Source organism: Streptomyces sp. NPDC048473 (genome assembly GCF_043200155.1).
Classification (GTDB): Bacteria; Actinomycetota; Actinomycetes; order Streptomycetales; family Streptomycetaceae; genus Streptomyces.
Window position 1 is genome coordinate 167,497 of the sequence record NZ_JBICXE010000003.1, and the last position, 15,750, is coordinate 183,246.

General features: G+C 69.1%; 13 protein-coding genes and 1 tRNA gene. 10 read left to right on the forward strand and 4 right to left on the reverse strand.

Annotated features, from left to right (window positions below):
* Positions 1-18 precede the first annotated feature (18 nt).
* From ACGFU7_RS07130 to ACGFU7_RS07145, 4 genes are read left to right on the forward strand one after another with little or no spacing between them, the layout of a single operon-like run.
* Positions 19-1,467: a pyridoxal phosphate-dependent decarboxylase family protein gene (locus ACGFU7_RS07130; protein WP_393693155.1), complete on the forward strand. Its 1,449-nt coding sequence runs from the start codon at positions 19-21 to the stop codon at positions 1,465-1,467.
* On the forward strand, positions 1,451-2,728 hold the full coding sequence (locus ACGFU7_RS07135) for a lysine N(6)-hydroxylase/L-ornithine N(5)-oxygenase family protein (protein ID WP_393693156.1): 1,278 nt from the start codon (positions 1,451-1,453) through the stop codon (positions 2,726-2,728). Before ACGFU7_RS07130 ends, ACGFU7_RS07135 begins: the two co-directional genes overlap by 17 nt.
* On the forward strand, positions 2,725-3,273 hold the full coding sequence (locus tag ACGFU7_RS07140; protein ID WP_393693158.1) for a GNAT family N-acetyltransferase: 549 nt from the start codon (positions 2,725-2,727) through the stop codon (positions 3,271-3,273). Before ACGFU7_RS07135 ends, ACGFU7_RS07140 begins: the two co-directional genes overlap by 4 nt.
* Positions 3,270-5,045 carry an IucA/IucC family protein gene (locus tag ACGFU7_RS07145; protein ID WP_393693160.1) on the forward strand — a complete coding sequence of 592 codons (1,776 nt, stop codon included), beginning with the start codon at positions 3,270-3,272 and terminating at the stop codon, positions 5,043-5,045. The genes ACGFU7_RS07140 and ACGFU7_RS07145 overlap by 4 nt, the downstream gene beginning before the upstream one ends.
* A 152-nt stretch (positions 5,046-5,197) precedes the next feature.
* Here the strand turns inward: ACGFU7_RS07145 and ACGFU7_RS07150 are convergent, their stop codons facing one another.
* A complete protein-coding gene (locus ACGFU7_RS07150) occupies positions 5,198-6,829 on the reverse strand; it encodes a beta-N-acetylhexosaminidase (RefSeq protein ID WP_393693162.1) in 1,632 nt (543 codons plus the stop codon).
* A 134-nt stretch (positions 6,830-6,963) separates the two neighbouring features.
* Here ACGFU7_RS07150 and ACGFU7_RS07155 point away from each other — a divergent pair, with 134 nt between their 5' ends.
* The 3 genes from ACGFU7_RS07155 to glmS all read left to right on the forward strand — a co-directional run bounded on the left by ACGFU7_RS07155 (position 6,964) and on the right by glmS (position 10,180).
* The gene (locus tag ACGFU7_RS07155) at positions 6,964-7,890 is read left to right on the forward strand and encodes a DUF4429 domain-containing protein (RefSeq protein WP_393693164.1); all 927 of its coding nucleotides are present in this window, start codon (positions 6,964-6,966) and stop codon (positions 7,888-7,890) included.
* 121 nt (positions 7,891-8,011) lie between these two features.
* On the forward strand, positions 8,012-8,287 hold the full coding sequence (locus ACGFU7_RS07160; RefSeq protein ID WP_173313366.1) for a hypothetical protein: 276 nt from the start codon (positions 8,012-8,014) through the stop codon (positions 8,285-8,287).
* A 63-nt stretch (positions 8,288-8,350) separates the two neighbouring features.
* Complete coding sequence (gene glmS / locus ACGFU7_RS07165; protein ID WP_393693166.1) at positions 8,351-10,180, forward strand: glutamine--fructose-6-phosphate transaminase (isomerizing); 1,830 nt, start codon at positions 8,351-8,353, stop codon at positions 10,178-10,180.
* Positions 10,181-10,301: 121 nt separating this feature from the next.
* Here the strand turns inward: glmS and ACGFU7_RS07170 are convergent, their stop codons facing one another.
* The gene (locus ACGFU7_RS07170) at positions 10,302-10,874 is read right to left on the reverse strand and encodes an acetate uptake transporter (protein WP_393693168.1); all 573 of its coding nucleotides are present in this window, start codon (positions 10,872-10,874) and stop codon (positions 10,302-10,304) included.
* Positions 10,875-11,060: 186 nt separating this feature from the next.
* Positions 11,061-11,582: a universal stress protein gene (locus tag ACGFU7_RS07175; RefSeq protein ID WP_393693169.1), complete on the reverse strand. Its 522-nt coding sequence runs from the start codon at positions 11,580-11,582 to the stop codon at positions 11,061-11,063.
* A 970-nt stretch (positions 11,583-12,552) separates the two neighbouring features.
* Here ACGFU7_RS07175 and ACGFU7_RS07180 point away from each other — a divergent pair.
* The 3 genes from ACGFU7_RS07180 (at position 12,553) to ACGFU7_RS07190 (ending at position 14,599) form a co-directional block, all read left to right on the forward strand.
* On the forward strand, positions 12,553-13,788 hold the full coding sequence (locus ACGFU7_RS07180) for a helix-turn-helix domain-containing protein (RefSeq protein WP_393693171.1): 1,236 nt from the start codon (positions 12,553-12,555) through the stop codon (positions 13,786-13,788).
* 9 nt (positions 13,789-13,797) lie between these two features.
* Positions 13,798-14,400 carry an oligoribonuclease gene (orn, locus tag ACGFU7_RS07185; protein ID WP_393693173.1) on the forward strand — a complete coding sequence of 201 codons (603 nt, stop codon included), beginning with the start codon at positions 13,798-13,800 and terminating at the stop codon, positions 14,398-14,400.
* A gap of 126 nt (positions 14,401-14,526) precedes the next feature.
* Positions 14,527-14,599: transfer RNA gene (locus ACGFU7_RS07190), tRNA-His, on the forward strand.
* An 80-nt stretch (positions 14,600-14,679) separates the two neighbouring features.
* On the opposite strand, the gene ACGFU7_RS07195 is transcribed toward ACGFU7_RS07190, so the two are convergent.
* Positions 14,680-15,711, reverse strand: coding sequence for a LacI family DNA-binding transcriptional regulator (locus ACGFU7_RS07195; protein WP_393693175.1), 1,032 nt, complete (start codon positions 15,709-15,711; stop codon positions 14,680-14,682).
* Positions 15,712-15,750: the final 39 nt, after the last annotated feature.

Genomic DNA, 15,750 nt, shown 5'->3' on the forward strand with positions numbered 1-15,750 from the left:
ATCCGGGAGGACCCCTTCATGCGTTCGCACCTGCTCAACGACACGACCGCGGAGCATTACCGGCGCTCCGTGACCGCAGGAGTCGAACGGGTCGCAGCCAAACTCGCCGCCACAGACCGGCCGTTCACCGGAATCTCCGTCGACGAGCTCACTCCCGTCGTTGACGCGATCGATCTGGACCGGCCACTGGGCGATACGTCCGCCGCCCTCGACGAGCTCGACAGCGTCTACCTCCGTGACGCCGTCTACTTCCATCACCCCCGCTACCTGGGCCACCTCAACTGCCCGGTGGTCATCCCCGCCGTCCTCGGCGAAGCCGTTCTCTCGGCCGTCAACTCCTCCCTGGACACCTGGGACCAGAGCGCCGGCGGCACCCTGATCGAGCGCCGCCTGATCAACTGGACCGCGGCCCGGATCGGCCTCGGACCGGCCGCGGACGGAATCTTCACCAGCGGCGGTACGCAGTCCAATCTGCAGGCCCTGCTGCTCGCCCGGGAAGAGGCCAAGACGCCGCCGCACCACTTCACCCGGCTGCGCATCTTCACCTCCGAATGCAGCCACTTCAGCGTGCAGAAGTCGGCGAAACTCCTCGGCCTCGGCCCGGACTCGGTCGTCCCCGTCCCCGTCGACCACAACAAGCGCATGCAGACCGTGGCACTGGCCCGCGCGCTGGAGCAGTGCTTCGCCGAAGGCGCCGTCCCGGTGGCCGTCGTCGCCACCGCGGGCACCACCGACTTCGGTTCCATCGACCCCCTGCCCGAAATCGCCGCGCTCTGCCAGCAGTTCTCCACCTGGCTGCATGTCGACGCCGCGTACGGCTGCGGGCTGCTGGCCTCCCTCGATCGCCGCCACCTCCTCGACGGCATCGAGCACGCCGACTCGGTCACCGTGGACTACCACAAGTCCTTCTTCCAGCCGGTGAGTTCGTCCGCCCTGCTGGTCCGCGACCGGGCCACGCTGCGCCATGCCACGTACCACGCCGAGTACCTCAACCCGCAGCGGATGGCCGCCGAACGCATCCCCAACCAGGTGGACAAGTCGCTGCAGACCACTCGCAGATTCGACGCCCTGAAACTGTGGATGACGCTGCGTGTGATGGGTGCGGACGGTATCGGCCAGCTCTTCGACGAGGTCTGCGACCTGGCCGCCGAGGGCTGGCAACTGCTCGCCGCCGACCCGCGCTTCGACGTCGTCGTCGAGCCTCAGCTGTCCACCCTGGTGTTCCGCTACATCCCGTCCGGCATCACCGCGCCCACCGAGATCGACCGGGCCAATCTCCATGCCCGCAAGGCCCTCTTCGCCTCCGGCGAGGCCGTCGTCGCCGGTACGAAGGTCGGCGGCCGCCAGTACCTGAAGTTCACCCTGCTCAACCCCGAAACGACCGCGCAGGACATCGCCGCGGTACTCGACCTGATCTCCGGCCACGCCGAGCAGTACCTGGGAGACTCCCTTGACCGCGCATCCTGAACCCCATGACTTCATCGGCATCGGGCTCGGTCCGTTCAATCTCGGGCTGGCCTGTCTGACCGAGCCGATCGACGAGCTGAACGGGGTGTTCCTGGAGTCCAAGCCGGACTTCGAGTGGCACTCCGGGATGTTCCTCGAAGGAGCCCACCTCCAGACGCCGTTCATGTCGGACCTGGTCACGATGGCCGACCCGACCTCGCCGTACTCTTTCCTGAACTATCTGAAGGAACGCGGGCGGCTGTACTCCTTCTACATACGGGAGAACTTCTACCCGCTGCGGACCGAGTACAACGACTACTGCCGCTGGGCCGCCGCCCAACTCAGCAGCGTCCGTTTCAGCGAGACCGTCGAGTCGGTCACGTACGACGAGGGCACCGCGCTCTACACCGTCCGTACCGTCACAGGCAGCGTCTTCCGGGCCCCACGGCTCGTGCTCGGCACCGGCACTCCCCCGTACATCCCGGACGCCTGCCAGGACCTGGGCGGCGACTATCTGCACAACTCCCGCTACCTGGACGGAAAAGCGGCTCTCCAGGCGAAGAAGTCCATCACCCTCGTCGGCAGTGGGCAGAGCGCGGCCGAGATCTACTACGACCTGCTCTCCGAGATCGATGTGCACGGCTACCGGCTGAACTGGGTGACGCGCTCGCCGCGGTTCTTCCCGCTGGAGTACACCAAGCTGACGCTGGAGATGACCTCCCCGGAGTACATCGACTACTTCCACACACTGCCCGAGGAGACCCGCTACCGGCTGGAGTCCGGGCAGAAGGGCCTCTTCAAGGGCATCGACGGCGAGCTGATCGACGCGATCTTCGACCTGCTCTACCAGAAGAACCTGCCCGGTCCCACCCCGACCCGGCTCCTCACCAACTCATCTCTGAACAGCGTGAGTTACGAGGAGAGCAGCGGTACGTACACGCTGGGGCTGCACCAGGAGGAGCAGGGCAAGGACTACACCCTCACCACCGAGGGCCTGATCCTCGCCACCGGTTACCGGTACACCCCGCCGGCCTTCCTTCATCCGATCACCGACCGCCTGCGGCACGACAGCCGCGGCCGCTTCGACGTGGCCCGCAACTACTCCATCGACACCACCGGGCACGGCGTCTTCCTGCAGAACGCGGGCACGCACACCCACTCGATCACCTCGCCCGACCTGGGCATGGGTGCCTACCGCAACGCGTACATCATCGGCGAACTGCTCGGCCGTGAGTACTACCCGGTCGAGAAGTCCATAGCCTTCCAGGAGTTCGCCGTATGACCACCGACCTCGGCACCTTCACCACCCGCCCACTGGACCCCCTCGCCGACGCCGAGCTGGTGCACGGCTGGGTCACCCACCCCAAGGCCTCCTTCTGGCTGATGGGCGACGCCAAGCTCCAGGACGTGGAGCGGGAGTACATGGCGATCGCCGCCCACCCGCACCACGACGCCTTCATCGGGCTGCACAACGGGGAGCCCGCCTTCCTGATGGAGCGGTACGACCCCACCGAGGTCGAGCTCAAGGGGCTGCACGAGGCCGAGCCCGGCGACATCGGGATGCACTTCCTGGTCGCCCCGACCGACACCCCGCTGCACGGCTTCACGCTCGGCGTGATCACCGCCGTGATGGAGGCGCTGTTCGCCGACCCGTCCGTGCGCCGGGTCGTCGTCGAACCCGATGTACGCAACAGCGCGGTGCACGCCCTCAACAAGGCGGTCGGCTTCGAAGTGCTGGGCGAGATAGCCAAGCCGGAGAAGAACGCCCTGCTCAGCGCCTGCACCCGCGAGCAGTTCGAGGCCGCGCGCGAAGGAGCCGCCCGATGACCCCGACCACCGACGCCGTCGCCCACCTCACCCCCGAGCGCTGGGCCACCGCCAACCGGCTGCTGATCCGCAAGGCGCTCGCCGAGTTCAGCCACGAGCGGCTGCTGACCCCCGCACCGCTCGGCGGCGACCGCTACTCGGTGCGCAGCGACGACGCGGCGACCGAGTACCGCTTCACCGCCCGGATCTTCGCCCTCGACCACTGGCAGGTCGAGGCCGACTCGATCACCCGCCACCGGCACGGCAGCGAACTGCCGCTGGACGCAGGTGAGTTCTTTGTCGAGCTGCGCTCCACGCTCGGCCTCTCGGCGGAGGTCCTCCCGGTCTACCTGGAGGAGATCTCCTCCACCCTGGCCGGCACCGCGTACAAGCTGACCAAGCCGCCCGTCACCTCCGCCGAGCTGGTCCGGGCCGGGTTCCAGGCGATCGAGACCGGCATGACCGAGGGCCACCCCTGCTTCGTCGCCAACAACGGGCGGCTCGGCTTCGGTGTGGACGAGTACCGGGCGTACGCCCCCGAGACGGCGGCCGGGATCCGGCTGGTCTGGCTCGCCGCCCGTCGCGACCGCGCCACCTTCACAGCAGGCACCGGGCTCGACTACGAGACGCTGATCGGGGGCGAGCTGGACGAGGAGACCCGCGCCCGGTTCGCGGCCACGATGTCCGGTCTCGGGCTCGACCTCGACGACTACCTGCTGATCCCCGTCCACCCCTGGCAGTGGTGGAACAAGCTGGCCGTCACCTTCGCCGGGGAGCTCGCGCAGCAGCATCTGGTCTGCCTGGGCGAGGGCGACGACGCGTACCTGGCGCAGCAGTCCATCCGTACCTTCTTCAACACCAGCGCCCCGGACCGACATTACGTCAAAACGGCGCTGTCCGTCCTCAACATGGGCTTCATGCGCGGGCTCTCCGCCGCGTACATGGAGGCCACCCCCGCGATCAACGACTGGCTGGCCGAGCTGATCGAGCGCGACGAACTGCTGCGCGAGGCCCGCTTCTCGATCATCCGGGAGCGGGCGGCCATCGGCTACCACCACCGGACGTACGAGGCGGCCACCGCCAAGGGCTCCCCGTATCTGAAAATGCTCGCCGCGCTGTGGCGGGAGAGCCCCGTCCCCGGCCTGGCCCCCGGCGAGCGGGTCGCGACCATGGCCTCGCTGCTCCACACCGACCACGAGGGCAGCTCCGTGGCCGGCGCGCTGATCGCCGAGTCGGGGCTGGACGCCGCAGTGTGGCTGCGCCACTACCTGGACGCGTACCTGGTGCCGGTGCTGCACAGCTTCTACGCGTACGACCTGGTGTTCATGCCGCACGGCGAGAACGTCATCCTGGTCGTCGAGGACGGGGTCGTACGGCGCACGGTCTTCAAGGACATCGCCGAGGAGATCGCGGTCATGGACCCGGACGCGGTGCTGCCGCCGCAGGTCGAGCGGATCCGGGCCGAGGTTCCCGAGGACATGAAACTGCTCTCGGTCCTCACCGATGTCTTCGACTGCTTCCTGCGCTTCCTTGGCGCGGGGCTGGCGAGCGAGGGCGTACTCGACGAGGAGACGTTCTGGCGGACGACCGCCGAATGCGTCACCGGGTACCAGGAATCGGTGCCGTATCTCGCCGACAAGTTCAAGCAGTACGACATGTTCACGGAGGAGTTCGCGCTGTCCTGCCTGAACCGGCTGCAGCTGCGGAACAACAAGCAGATGGTCGATCTGACCGATCCTTCGGGGGCACTGCAGCTGATCGGCACGTTGAAGAACCCGATCGCACGGTTCTAGTGCGGTGACTGTCCCCGATCGCCGGACGGGCTCGAAAACCAAGCCCGTCCGGCGACTGAGGACATCTGGCGGGGCCGTCCGGCGACGGAGGACATCTGGCGATCCCGTCCGGCGACCGGGAACACAACAGTCGCCGGACGGCCCCGGTCAGCTCATTCCGCGGCCCAGGGAACCTGCGGCGCCCGGTAGTAGTTGACGCCGAGCGCCGAGAGCCTCGGCCCCTGCGCGCCCAGCCGCACCTTGTACGCGTCCCAGTCGTGCGTGGACGCGGGCGACCATCCCAGCTCCGCCACCCCGGGCAGCCTGGGGAACGCCATCTGTTCGATCTCGTCGCTGTTGGTCAGGGTCTCCGACCAGAGCGGCGCCTCGACGCCGAGGATCGAAGCCTCCGGGGCGCCGTCCAGGTACGTCGCCGGGTTCCAGTCGTACGAGCGCTGGACGGAGACGTAACCGGCCCAGGCCAGGCCCAGCTCGGTGTCCTTGTCGTACTTCATGTCGAGGTAGCTCCGGTCCGCCGGGGACAGCACCAGCTTCGTGCCGTTCACGGCGGCGTCCGCCACCTGCTTGCGCTCGGCCGCGCCCGTCTGGTCGTAACCCCAGTACTGGGCGACCGCGCCCTTCACCGGCGTGCCCCCGGTCAGCTGATGCCAGCCGATCACGGTCTTGCCGTACTTGCCGACGATGGCCTGCGCCTTGTCCATGAAGGCCACATAGTCCTCGTGGCTGGTGGAGTGCGCCTCGTCGCCGCCGATGTGGAGGTACTTGCCGGGGGTGAGCGCGGCCAGCTCACGGACCACGTCGTCCACGAAGTCGTACGTGACGGCCTTCGGGACGCAGAGCGAGCTGAAGCCGACATCGGTACCGGTGTAGAGCGGCGGCGCGACGCCGTCGCAGTTCAGCTCCGCGTACGAGGCGAGCGCCGCGTTGGTGTGGCCGGGCAGGTCGATCTCCGGCACGACCTCCAGATAGCGGGACGAGGCGTACCGGACGATCTCCTTGTAGTCGTTCTTCGTGTAGTAGCCGCCGACTCCCCCGCCGACCTCCGTCTGCCCGCCGTACGTGGCGAGCCGCGGCCAGGAGTCGATGGCGATCCGCCAGCCCTGGTCGTCGGAGAGATGCAGATGGAGCTTGTTCATCTTGTACAGGGCGAGCTGGTCGATGTAGCGCTTGACCTCGGCGACGGAGAAGAAGTGCCGGGAGACGTCCAGCATCGCGCTCCGGTACGCATAGCGCGGCGCGTCCTCGACCGTGCCGCCCGCGACCTTCCACGGGCCCTTCTGACGGCTGTTCTTCTCCACGTGGCCCGGGAGCAGCTGACGCAGCGTCTGGACGCCGTGGAAGAGCCCTGCGGGGTTGCGTGCGGTGATGGTGACGGAGCCGGGGCTCGACTTCAGGGAGTAGCCCTCGGCGCCCGACCCGCTGTCGTGGGAGTCGAGCCGGAGCCGGATGCCGTCGCCGCCACGGCCGGTGACCGGCAGGGCGTACCCGGTGGACGGGCGCAGCACGCCCGCCAGATAGTCGCCGATCTTCCGGGCCTCGCGGGAGCCGTCCTCGACGCGGATCCTGGTGTCCGCGGTGATGGTGTACGGAGAACCGCCGGGCTTCGCCTCGGCGGGGGCGGGCACTATCTGCCCGAGCGGACGTGGCGAGGCGGCGGCCGGGCCGCTGCTCGCCGCCTGTCCTTCCGGCGCTGCGCCGACGCTGGAGATACCGGCCGCTGTGACGAGCAGCAGCGAGCCGAGAAGACGGGGAAGGGCGGTGCGCTGTGTCCTGTGCAGTCTCACAAGCCGGGTCCCTTTCGACGGGTTCACACCTGTGGATCTCCTGAGCAACGAACCATCACCATGCGTATCGCCAGTCCCACGCACGGTCAAGGTGTAGACCACTTCCCCGTTATGCGGCTGCGAGAATCTGCCCCATGGCGGAAATAATCCAGCGCGACGGAACGTGGACCTTCGACGGCGAGACAGTGCGGATCGTGCCCGGCCGCGGGAAGGGTATTCATCCGCTCCGGCAGGAACTGGGTGAGTGCGTGGTCCCGCTCCGGGCACTGGCGGGCATCGCCTTCGAACCGGACCGCAAGGGCGGTCGGCTTCGGCTGCGGCTGCGCGACGGCGCCTGTCCGGTCCTGCGCGCTGCGGACGGCAGGCTCAAGGACGCCGCGGATCCGTACCGGCTGTCGGTGGAAAAGGACCGCAGCGGAGTAGCGGAGTACTTCGTCGGCGAGGTGCGCGGCGCCCTGCTGATCGAGCAGGTGCCCGCCGGGCCGGTGGACGGCTTCCTGTTGCCGGGACCCGCGGTGCCGGTCGCCGGGGGCGGCGGGGACGGCACGGCCTCGTTCGACGGGGAGGTCATCCGCCTCACCTGGAACTGGAAGGCCAAGGAGGTCAAGAGCACGGGCGGTCCGGTCGCCTTCCCGGTGTCGGAGGTGACCGGGGTGCACTGGCTGCCCGCCATCGGTCTGGAGAACGGGCATCTGCGCTTCGTACGGGGCGAGGGCGGGGACAGGGCTACGGGCCCGGCTCCGGCGGCCGAGTTCGACCCGTACTCACTGGATCTGTGGGGGCTGTCCAAGAAGGAGTACACGGCGGTACTGGTCGCGGCGGCGGTACTGGTCCGGCTGCCGGGTGCGGCGGGGGCGGAGACAGCGGCCGCCGCCGAAAGCGCCCGGCCCGCACAGAACCCGGCCCCGGCCGCACCAGCGGCACCCGTCCCCGCACCTGCCGCCGACGATCACGACGTACTGCTGCGCCGGCTGCGGGAGCTCGGCGAGCTGCATCAGGCGGGGATCCTCACCGACGACGAGTTCACCGCTGCCAAACAGGCCGTCCTGAAGCGTCTCTGAGCGCGTCCCGATGCCCTCCTCGACCGCCCCGGGGTCCGTCCGAGAGCGTAATCACACCCACCCCTGCCCGATATCGGGCAGAATTGTTGCGTAAGTGCTCCGTTCGCCGCAATATCTACGAGTGCTCGAACGCCGCTCGTCGCATGACGACCTCATTGATCACCTGGTGCGCAGCACCGCGCTCCAGCGCGGTGAAGCCGCCCGGGTGATTCTCGACGTGCTGGCGTACTTCGACGAGACGACCGACGACTTCGTCCGCCGCCGCCACCGCGAACTGCAGTCCGGCGGCCTGGTGAACACGGAGATCTTCGAGCGGATCGCGGCCGAGCTGCCGCACCGGGCGGTCGCGCCGCCGGAGCTCTCGCTCCGCCAGCTGCGACGCATCGTCTACGGCTGAGGAACAGGCAGCAACGGGTAGCAACGGGCACCACAGGTACGTCGATGGAGGGGCAGAGACTTTATGTGCGGAATCGTCGGATATATCGGGAAGCGTGATGTGGCTCCGCTGCTGCTGGAAGGGCTGCAGCGGCTGGAGTACCGGGGTTACGACTCCGCGGGCATCGTCATCACCGGAAAGGCGTCGGCCGGGAAGCCCGCCGCCCTGAAGATGGTCAAGGCGAAGGGCCGGGTCCGCGAGCTGGAGGCCCGCATCCCCAAGCGTTTCACCGGCACCACCGGTATCGCCCACACCCGCTGGGCCACCCACGGCGCCCCGAGCGACGAGAACGCGCACCCGCACCTGGACGCCGACAACAAGGTCGCCGTCGTCCACAACGGCATCATCGACAACGCCTCCGAGCTCCGTGCGAAGCTCGTCGCCGACGGTGTCGTCTTCCTCTCCGAGACCGACACCGAGGTACTGGTCCACCTGATCGCCCGCGCCCAGGCGGACACCCTGGAGGAGAAGGTCCGCGAGGCCCTGCGCTCGGTCGAGGGCACGTACGGCATCGCCGTCATGCACGCCGACTTCAACGACCGCATCGTGGTCGCCCGCAACGGCTCCCCGGTCGTGCTCGGCATCGGCGAGAAGGAGATGTTCGTCGCCTCCGACGTCGCCGCGCTGGTCGCCCACACCCGCCAGGTCGTCACCCTCGACGACGGCGAGATGGCCACCCTCAAGGCCGACGACTTCCGTACGTACACGACGGAGGGCTCGTCCACGACGGCCACGCCGACCACCGTGGAGTGGGAGGCCGAGTCGTACGACATGGGCGGCCACGACACGTACATGCACAAGGAGATCTCCGAGCAGGCGGACGCCGTCGACCGGGTGCTCCGCGGCCGGATCGACGACCGTTTCTCCACCGTGCACCTCGGCGGTCTGAACCTGGACGCCCGTGAGGCGCGTGGGGTCCGCCGGATCAAGATCCTGGGCTGCGGCACCTCGTACCACGCGGGTCAGATCGGCGCGCAGCTGATCGAGGAGCTGGCCCGTATCCCCGCGGACGCCGAGCCCGCCTCCGAGTTCCGCTACCGCAACCCGGTCGTCGACCCCGACACCCTGTATGTCGCGGTCTCCCAGTCCGGTGAGACGTACGACGTGCTGGCCGCCGTCCAGGAGCTCAAGCGCAAGGGCGCCCGGGTCCTCGGTGTGGTCAATGTGGTCGGCTCGGCGATCGCCCGGGAGGCCGACGGCGGTACGTACGTCCACGCCGGCCCCGAGGTCTGTGTCGTCTCCACCAAGTGCTTCACGAACACGGTCGTCGCGTTCGCGCTGCTCGCCCTGCACCTGGGCCGGATCCGGGATCTGTCGGTCGCCGACGGCAAGCGGATCATCGAGGGCCTGCGCAGGCTGCCCGCCCAGATCACCGAGATCCTCGAGAACGAGGACGAGATCAAGAAGCTGGCGGCGGAGTACGCGGACGCCAAGTCGATGATGTTCATCGGCCGGGTGCGCGGCTACCCCGTCGCCCGTGAGGCCTCGCTGAAGCTCAAGGAGGTCTCGTACATCCACGCCGAGGCCTACCCCGCCTCCGAGCTGAAGCACGGCCCGCTGGCGCTGATCGAGCCCGCGATGCCGACGGTCGCGATCGTGCCGGACGACGATCTGCTGGAGAAGAACCGCGCCGCGATGGAGGAGATCAAGGCCCGTAGCGGCCGCATCCTCGCCGTCGCACACCAGGTGCAGGAGAAGGCCGACCACACCATCGTCGTACCGAAGAACGAGAACGAGCTGGACCCGATCCTGATGGGCATCCCGCTCCAGCTCTTCGCGTACCACACGGCACTGGCCATGGGCCGTGACATCGACAAGCCGCGCAACCTGGCGAAGTCCGTCACCGTCGAGTAGGCATCCCTGCACGGGCTGTGCCCGGAGCAGAGCGGCCCCGTACCCACCGCCACCGTGGGTACGGGGCCGCTCCCGTGGGGGCCGGTGCCTCCCGTAGCGCCGCACCGGCCCGGTCGCTGCCTCAGCCGGTGGCCGTCACCCCTCGGCCGGCAGCACGCCCCGGCAGCGCCGTGGGCCAGTTGGCCAGCGCCGCCGTCGCCCCGTACCAGGCGGCGAGTCCGGACACCGCGGCAAGCCAGCCGCCCGCCTTGGCCAGGCTCCCGCTGTCCGCGAACTGCCCGACGCCCAGGAGCAGAAGCCCCAGGAACAGCAGTGCGTACGTCCCCCGGGCGAGCAGACCGCCACCGGCCGCGCCGAGGGTCAGGCTGAGCGCGAACAGGGCCCAGAGCAGCAGGAACAGCCCTGCCGCATGGCTGGAGACATGCGCGTCGGCGCCGGTGCCCCAGGTGAACCAGAAGGCGCCGAGCCCGACGAAGGCCGTGCCGGTGAAGCCGCTTCCCGCGCGGAACTCCAGGAGTCCGGCGACGAACAGGGCGATACCGCCGACATACAGCGCGAGCGAGACGGCGTCGGCCGCCGTCACACCGTCCACGACCCCGGTGTGACCGATTCCGAACGCCAACAGGGTGAGTCCCAGGGCGAGGTGGCCGAGGGTAGAGGTGCTGGTGCTTCCCGCAGAGACGTCATTGTCCACGGCGGGCTCCCTTCACATGCAGTGGTCCTGCTTCCCAGTGACCCTTATGTACCCTTCACAAGCGCACAATCCACCTCTACGCATCGGTAGATTGCCGGTTTTCACAGGCGAGTTGACGCCACGTCGGCTGCTGGGTCCGGTCCCGGTGACAGGGGTGACGGCAGGGGCGTCCGGGACGGGGAACGCTCAGGGGATGACGACGACCGGGCGCTGTGCGCGCCGCGCGAGGCGCCCCGCCACCGAGCCGAAGATGCGGCCGACGATGCCGTGCGTGGAGCCGACGACGATGGCGTCGGCCGAGTACTCCCGGCCGACCTCCTCCAGCTCATGACAGATGTCCCCGCCGCGCTCGACGAGCACCCAGGGAACCTCGGAGAGGTAGTCCGCGCAGGCGAGCTCCAGGCCGAGCACCTCGGTGCGATGGTCGGGCACGTCGACGAAGACGGGCGGCTCGCAGCCTGCCCAGACGGTGGTCGGCAGCCGATTGGCGACATGGACGATGATCAGGCCGGAACCTGATCTTCGGGCCATGCCGATGGCGTATGCGAGGGCACGCTCACTGGAGGTCGAGCCGTCGAAGCCGACCACGACCCCATGCCGGAAGGCGGGATCGCAGGAATGACGTGTTTCTTCGGCCGCCTGCGGGTCCGACGCGGGGTCGGCCACCTGCTTGCGGTCGGCGGGTTCAGGGATTTCGTGACCGGCCATCGGTGTCTCGGCGAAGAGAGTCCTCGTGAGGAGAGTGACTTGGGGAAGGTGCGTCAGCGGGCGGTGTTGCGGTGTCCGGGAATCATCTTCCCAACCCCTTACCCCCAAGGGTACGGCGCCACTCCTCCACTGCCCAGACCCGCGCAAAGCGCGTGCGACGTTGCACGGAGCATGCCCGAGGCGGACCCGTATGGCAATGCCGGTTGTGCTGTACATCGACGCTGCCGGGCCGGACCGACTCCCCTCAGTGACCGGGCGGGGCCGTATCCGTCACCCGCTGCACGGCGCACCCGGACCGCCGCGCCCCCGGGATCGATCACCACACCGCCGCACCCCTGGGATGGATCACCACTCCGCCGCCGACCGCCGGCCCGGCGGTCCACTCCCAGGAGTCACGCGGTACCCGCCCCGACCCCTCCGCCCCGTCCGGAGCCCTCCGCCCGGCCGGCGGACCGATACCGGCCCGCCGGTCGGGATCCCGCCGCCCGCCGGCACCACCGCGTGATTCCGTACGATCGGCCGTCCGACCTGCCGAGGGGCGCAAAGAAGTGGCCGCCCATCGGGGTTGTGCGCCGGTCGACTGACCGAATCACGTATGCACAACCATCTATTTTCAGCCAACTTCACACCCCTGTCGCTTCCTTGCCGAATTGGCCGATCAACCCCCTTGCCACCAGGCAAGAAGAGACCGCGCGGTACGCTTCTACCCGATAGGGACGGGCCATCAAGGCGAGGCGCACTTCCCAGCACGGCCGCCGAGTGAAACCCTTCGTGATCGAATGCTTCCCGCCAAGTTGCCTTGTCGACATAACGCTGGTTGGTGAACTTGTCACGCCGGCACCACGGGACGCAGTAGATTCGATCTTGAGTACCGAAGACGGGGGTCTCGTGCAGGACCGAGGGGAAAAGTGCAGGAGCGACAGGCCCGTAAGGACCAGGAAGACGCGAACACCGAGGGGGGCTTAGCGTCATGAGCCAGGACTCCGCCGCCGCAACGGAGGCTGTACGGAAGCTCAGTGGACGACGACGACGAGAAGTCGTCGCCGTACTGCTGTTCAGCGGCGGCCCCATCTTCGAGAGCTCGATCCCGCTCTCCGTGTTCGGAATCGACCGCCAGGACGCGGGAGTTCCGCGCTACCGACTCCTCGTCTGTGGCGGGGAAGAGGGACCGCTGCGGACCACCGGGGGACTCGAACTGACCGCGCCCTACGGGCTGGAGGCGATCAGCAGGGCAGGCACCGTCGTGGTGCCCGCCTGGCGCTCGATCACCTCACCACCGCCCGTGGAGGCACTGGACGCGCTGCGCCGCGCCCATGAAGAAGGGGCCCGCATCGTCGGGCTGTGCACCGGCGCGTTCGTGCTCGCCGCCGCCGGCCTGCTGGACGGCCGCCCGGCGACCACACACTGGATGTACGCACCGACGCTGGCCAAGCGCTATCCGTCGGTGCATGTCGATCCGCGTGAGCTCTTCGTCGACGACGGCGATGTGCTCACCTCCGCCGGGACGGCGGCCGGGATCGACCTCTGTCTGCACATAGTCCGCACGGACCACGGCACGGAGGCCGCCGGGGCACTGGCCCGCCGGCTCGTCGTGCCGCCGCGGCGCAGTGGCGGCCAGGAGCGCTATCTCGACAGGTCTTTACCTGAGGAGATCGGCTCCGACCCGCTCGCAGAGGTCGTGGCCTGGGCGCTGGAGCATCTCCACGAGCAGTTCGACGTGGAGACGCTGGCCGCGCGCGCCTACATGAGCAGGCGGACCTTTGACCGGAGGTTCCGCTCGCTCACCGGCAGCGCACCGCTCCAGTGGCTGATCACCCAGCGGGTGCTGCAGGCACAGCGACTGCTGGAGACGTCCGAGTACTCGGTCGACGAGGTCGCGGGCCGCTGCGGCTTCCGTTCGCCGGTCGCGCTGCGCGGACACTTCCGGCGCCAGCTGGGCTCTTCCCCCGCCGCGTACCGGGCCGCCTACCGGGCCCGTCGTCCGCAGGGTGGTGGTGCGGAGGCATCCGCCGCGGCGATCGATCCGATCGTGCCCGCGCAGGGCACCTCGGCGGGCCGGCGTGCCACGGCTGCGGCCACCCCACCGGGTCCGCATGTCGTCACGTCGGCGACGGTCGGGGCGGGGCAGCCGGAGCACGGGAAACCGGGCCCCGACGCGTACGCCTCCGGGCGCCCGACCCTGCCGGGTCAACGGAGTGCCCCGTAGGGTGGGGCCATGAACGACCGCATGGTGTGGATCGACTGCGAGATGACCGGGCTCTCGTTGACGGAAGACGCACTCATCGAGGTGGCCGCGCTGGTCACCGACTCGGAGTTGAACGTGCTCGGCGAAGGGGTGGACATCGTGATCCGCCCGCCGGACGCGGCCCTGGAGACGATGCCCGAGGTGGTGCGCCAGATGCACACCGCCTCGGGTCTCCTCGACGAGCTGGCCGGGGGCACCACCCTGGCCGACGCCGAGGCCCAGGTGCTGGCCTATGTCCGCGAGCATGTGAAGGAGCCCGGCAAGGCCCCGCTCTGCGGGAACTCGGTCTCCACCGACCGCGGCTTCCTGGCACGGGACATGTCGACCCTGGAGGGCTACCTCCACTACCGGATCGTCGATGTGTCCTCGGTCAAGGAGCTGGCGCGCCGCTGGTACCCGAGGGCGTACTTCAACAGTCCGGACAAGAACGGCAACCACCGGGCGCTCGCGGACATCCGTGACTCCATCACGGAGCTGCGCTACTACCGCGAGGCGATCTTCGTGCCGCAGCCCGGGCCGGACTCGGAGCGCGCCAAGGCGATCGCGGCACGTGTCGCGCCGCCCACGCCGTAGGACATTGTGAAGCCGCTGGTCATGGGCCTTTCGGGGGCCGGGATCAGCGGCTGAACAACTGGGGCGCGAGCACCCTCTCGGACCCTGTACACTTTTTCTCGGCCGGTCAGAAAAAGACCGGGCATGGTGGGTATAGCTCAGATGGTAGAGCACCTGGTTGTGGTCCAGGATGTCGCGGGTTCGAGTCCCGTTACTCACCCTGAAGGGAAGGGCCCCGGTCGTCGACCGGGGCCCTTCTCGTGTCTGAGCCACCCTCACCGGGCGGTCATGTGACGGCCGTCACGAGGAGTCGCGGACGATCAGTTCCGTGGGGAGCACGATCTGCGGACGCTCCTGGTTCTCGCCCGCGATCTCCTGGAGCAGTACGCGGGCCATCGTGCGGCCCATCTCCTCGATCGGCTGGCGCACGCTGGTGAGCGCCGGGTCCATGTGACGGGCCACGGCCGAGTCGTCGAAGCCGATGAGGGCCACATCGTCCGGGATGCGCCGGCCGGCTTCACGGAGCACCTGGCGGGCCCCTGCGGCCATGACGTCGGAGGCGGCGAAGACCGCGTCGACGTCGGGGCGCCGGGCCAGCAGGTCCCGCATGGCCTGTGCGCCGCCCTCCTCCGTGAAGTCGGCGGGGGCTACCAGCTGCTCGTCCGGTCCGAGACCGGCCGCGGAGACCGCCTTGCGGTAGCCGTCGAGGCGGCGCCGGGCACCGTAGACATCGAGGCGCCCGGTGATCGTGGCGATGGAGCGGCGGCCCCGGGAAATCAGATGGTCGACGGCTGCGCGGGCGCCCTCGAAGTTGTCCGAGTCGACCGCGGCGAGCGGTTCGGAGGCTGATCTGCGGCCGCTCATCACGGCCGGCATGCCGAGCTGCTCCAGCAGGTCCGGCAGCGGGTCGTCGGCGTGGACGGAGACCAGCAGCACGCCGTCGACGCGGTGCGCGGTCAGATACTGGGCCAGCCGCCGGCGCTCGCGGTCGCTGCCGACCAGGGTGAGCAGCAGCTGCATGTCGGTGTCGGCGAGCGCCGCGCCGACACCGCGGACGATGTCGGAGAAGTACGGCTCGGCGAAGAAGCGGGTCTCCGGCTCGGGCACGACGAGGGCGATGGCGTCGGTACGGTTCCCGGCGAGCGCGCGGGCCGCGCGATTGGGTACGTACCCCAGTTCGGCGACGGCCGCCTCCACCGCCTCGCGGGTGTGCGCGCTGACCCGTGGGGAGCCGTTGATGACCCGCGAGGCCGTGCCGCGTCCCACCCCCGCCCGTGCCGCGACCTCTTCGAGCGTGGGCCGCCCGCCGCTCCGTACTCGCGCTGCCGTCATGGCTGCCTCCCGTTCGCGGTCAATTTCTCACAGTCGGAT

Bases quoted from the DNA above. Each gene is read 5' to 3' on its own strand.
- ACGFU7_RS07175 (WP_393693169.1), bottom strand. From the start codon at position 11,582: ATGGCCGGTCACGAAATCCCTGAACCCGCCGACCGCAAGCAGGTGGCC.
- orn (WP_393693173.1), top strand. From the start codon at position 13,798: ATGAACGACCGCATGGTGTGGATCGACTGCGAGATGACCGGGCTCTCG.
- ACGFU7_RS07180 (WP_393693171.1), top strand. From the start codon at position 12,553: ATGAGCCAGGACTCCGCCGCCGCAACGGAGGCTGTACGGAAGCTCAGT.
- ACGFU7_RS07140 (WP_393693158.1), top strand. From the start codon at position 2,725: ATGACCACCGACCTCGGCACCTTCACCACCCGCCCACTGGACCCCCTC.
- ACGFU7_RS07145 (WP_393693160.1), top strand. From the start codon at position 3,270: ATGACCCCGACCACCGACGCCGTCGCCCACCTCACCCCCGAGCGCTGG.
- ACGFU7_RS07130 (WP_393693155.1), top strand. From the start codon at position 19: ATGCGTTCGCACCTGCTCAACGACACGACCGCGGAGCATTACCGGCGC.
- ACGFU7_RS07195 (WP_393693175.1), bottom strand. From the start codon at position 15,711: ATGACGGCAGCGCGAGTACGGAGCGGCGGGCGGCCCACGCTCGAAGAG.
- ACGFU7_RS07155 (WP_393693164.1), top strand. From the start codon at position 6,964: ATGGCGGAAATAATCCAGCGCGACGGAACGTGGACCTTCGACGGCGAG.
- glmS (WP_393693166.1), top strand. From the start codon at position 8,351: ATGTGCGGAATCGTCGGATATATCGGGAAGCGTGATGTGGCTCCGCTG.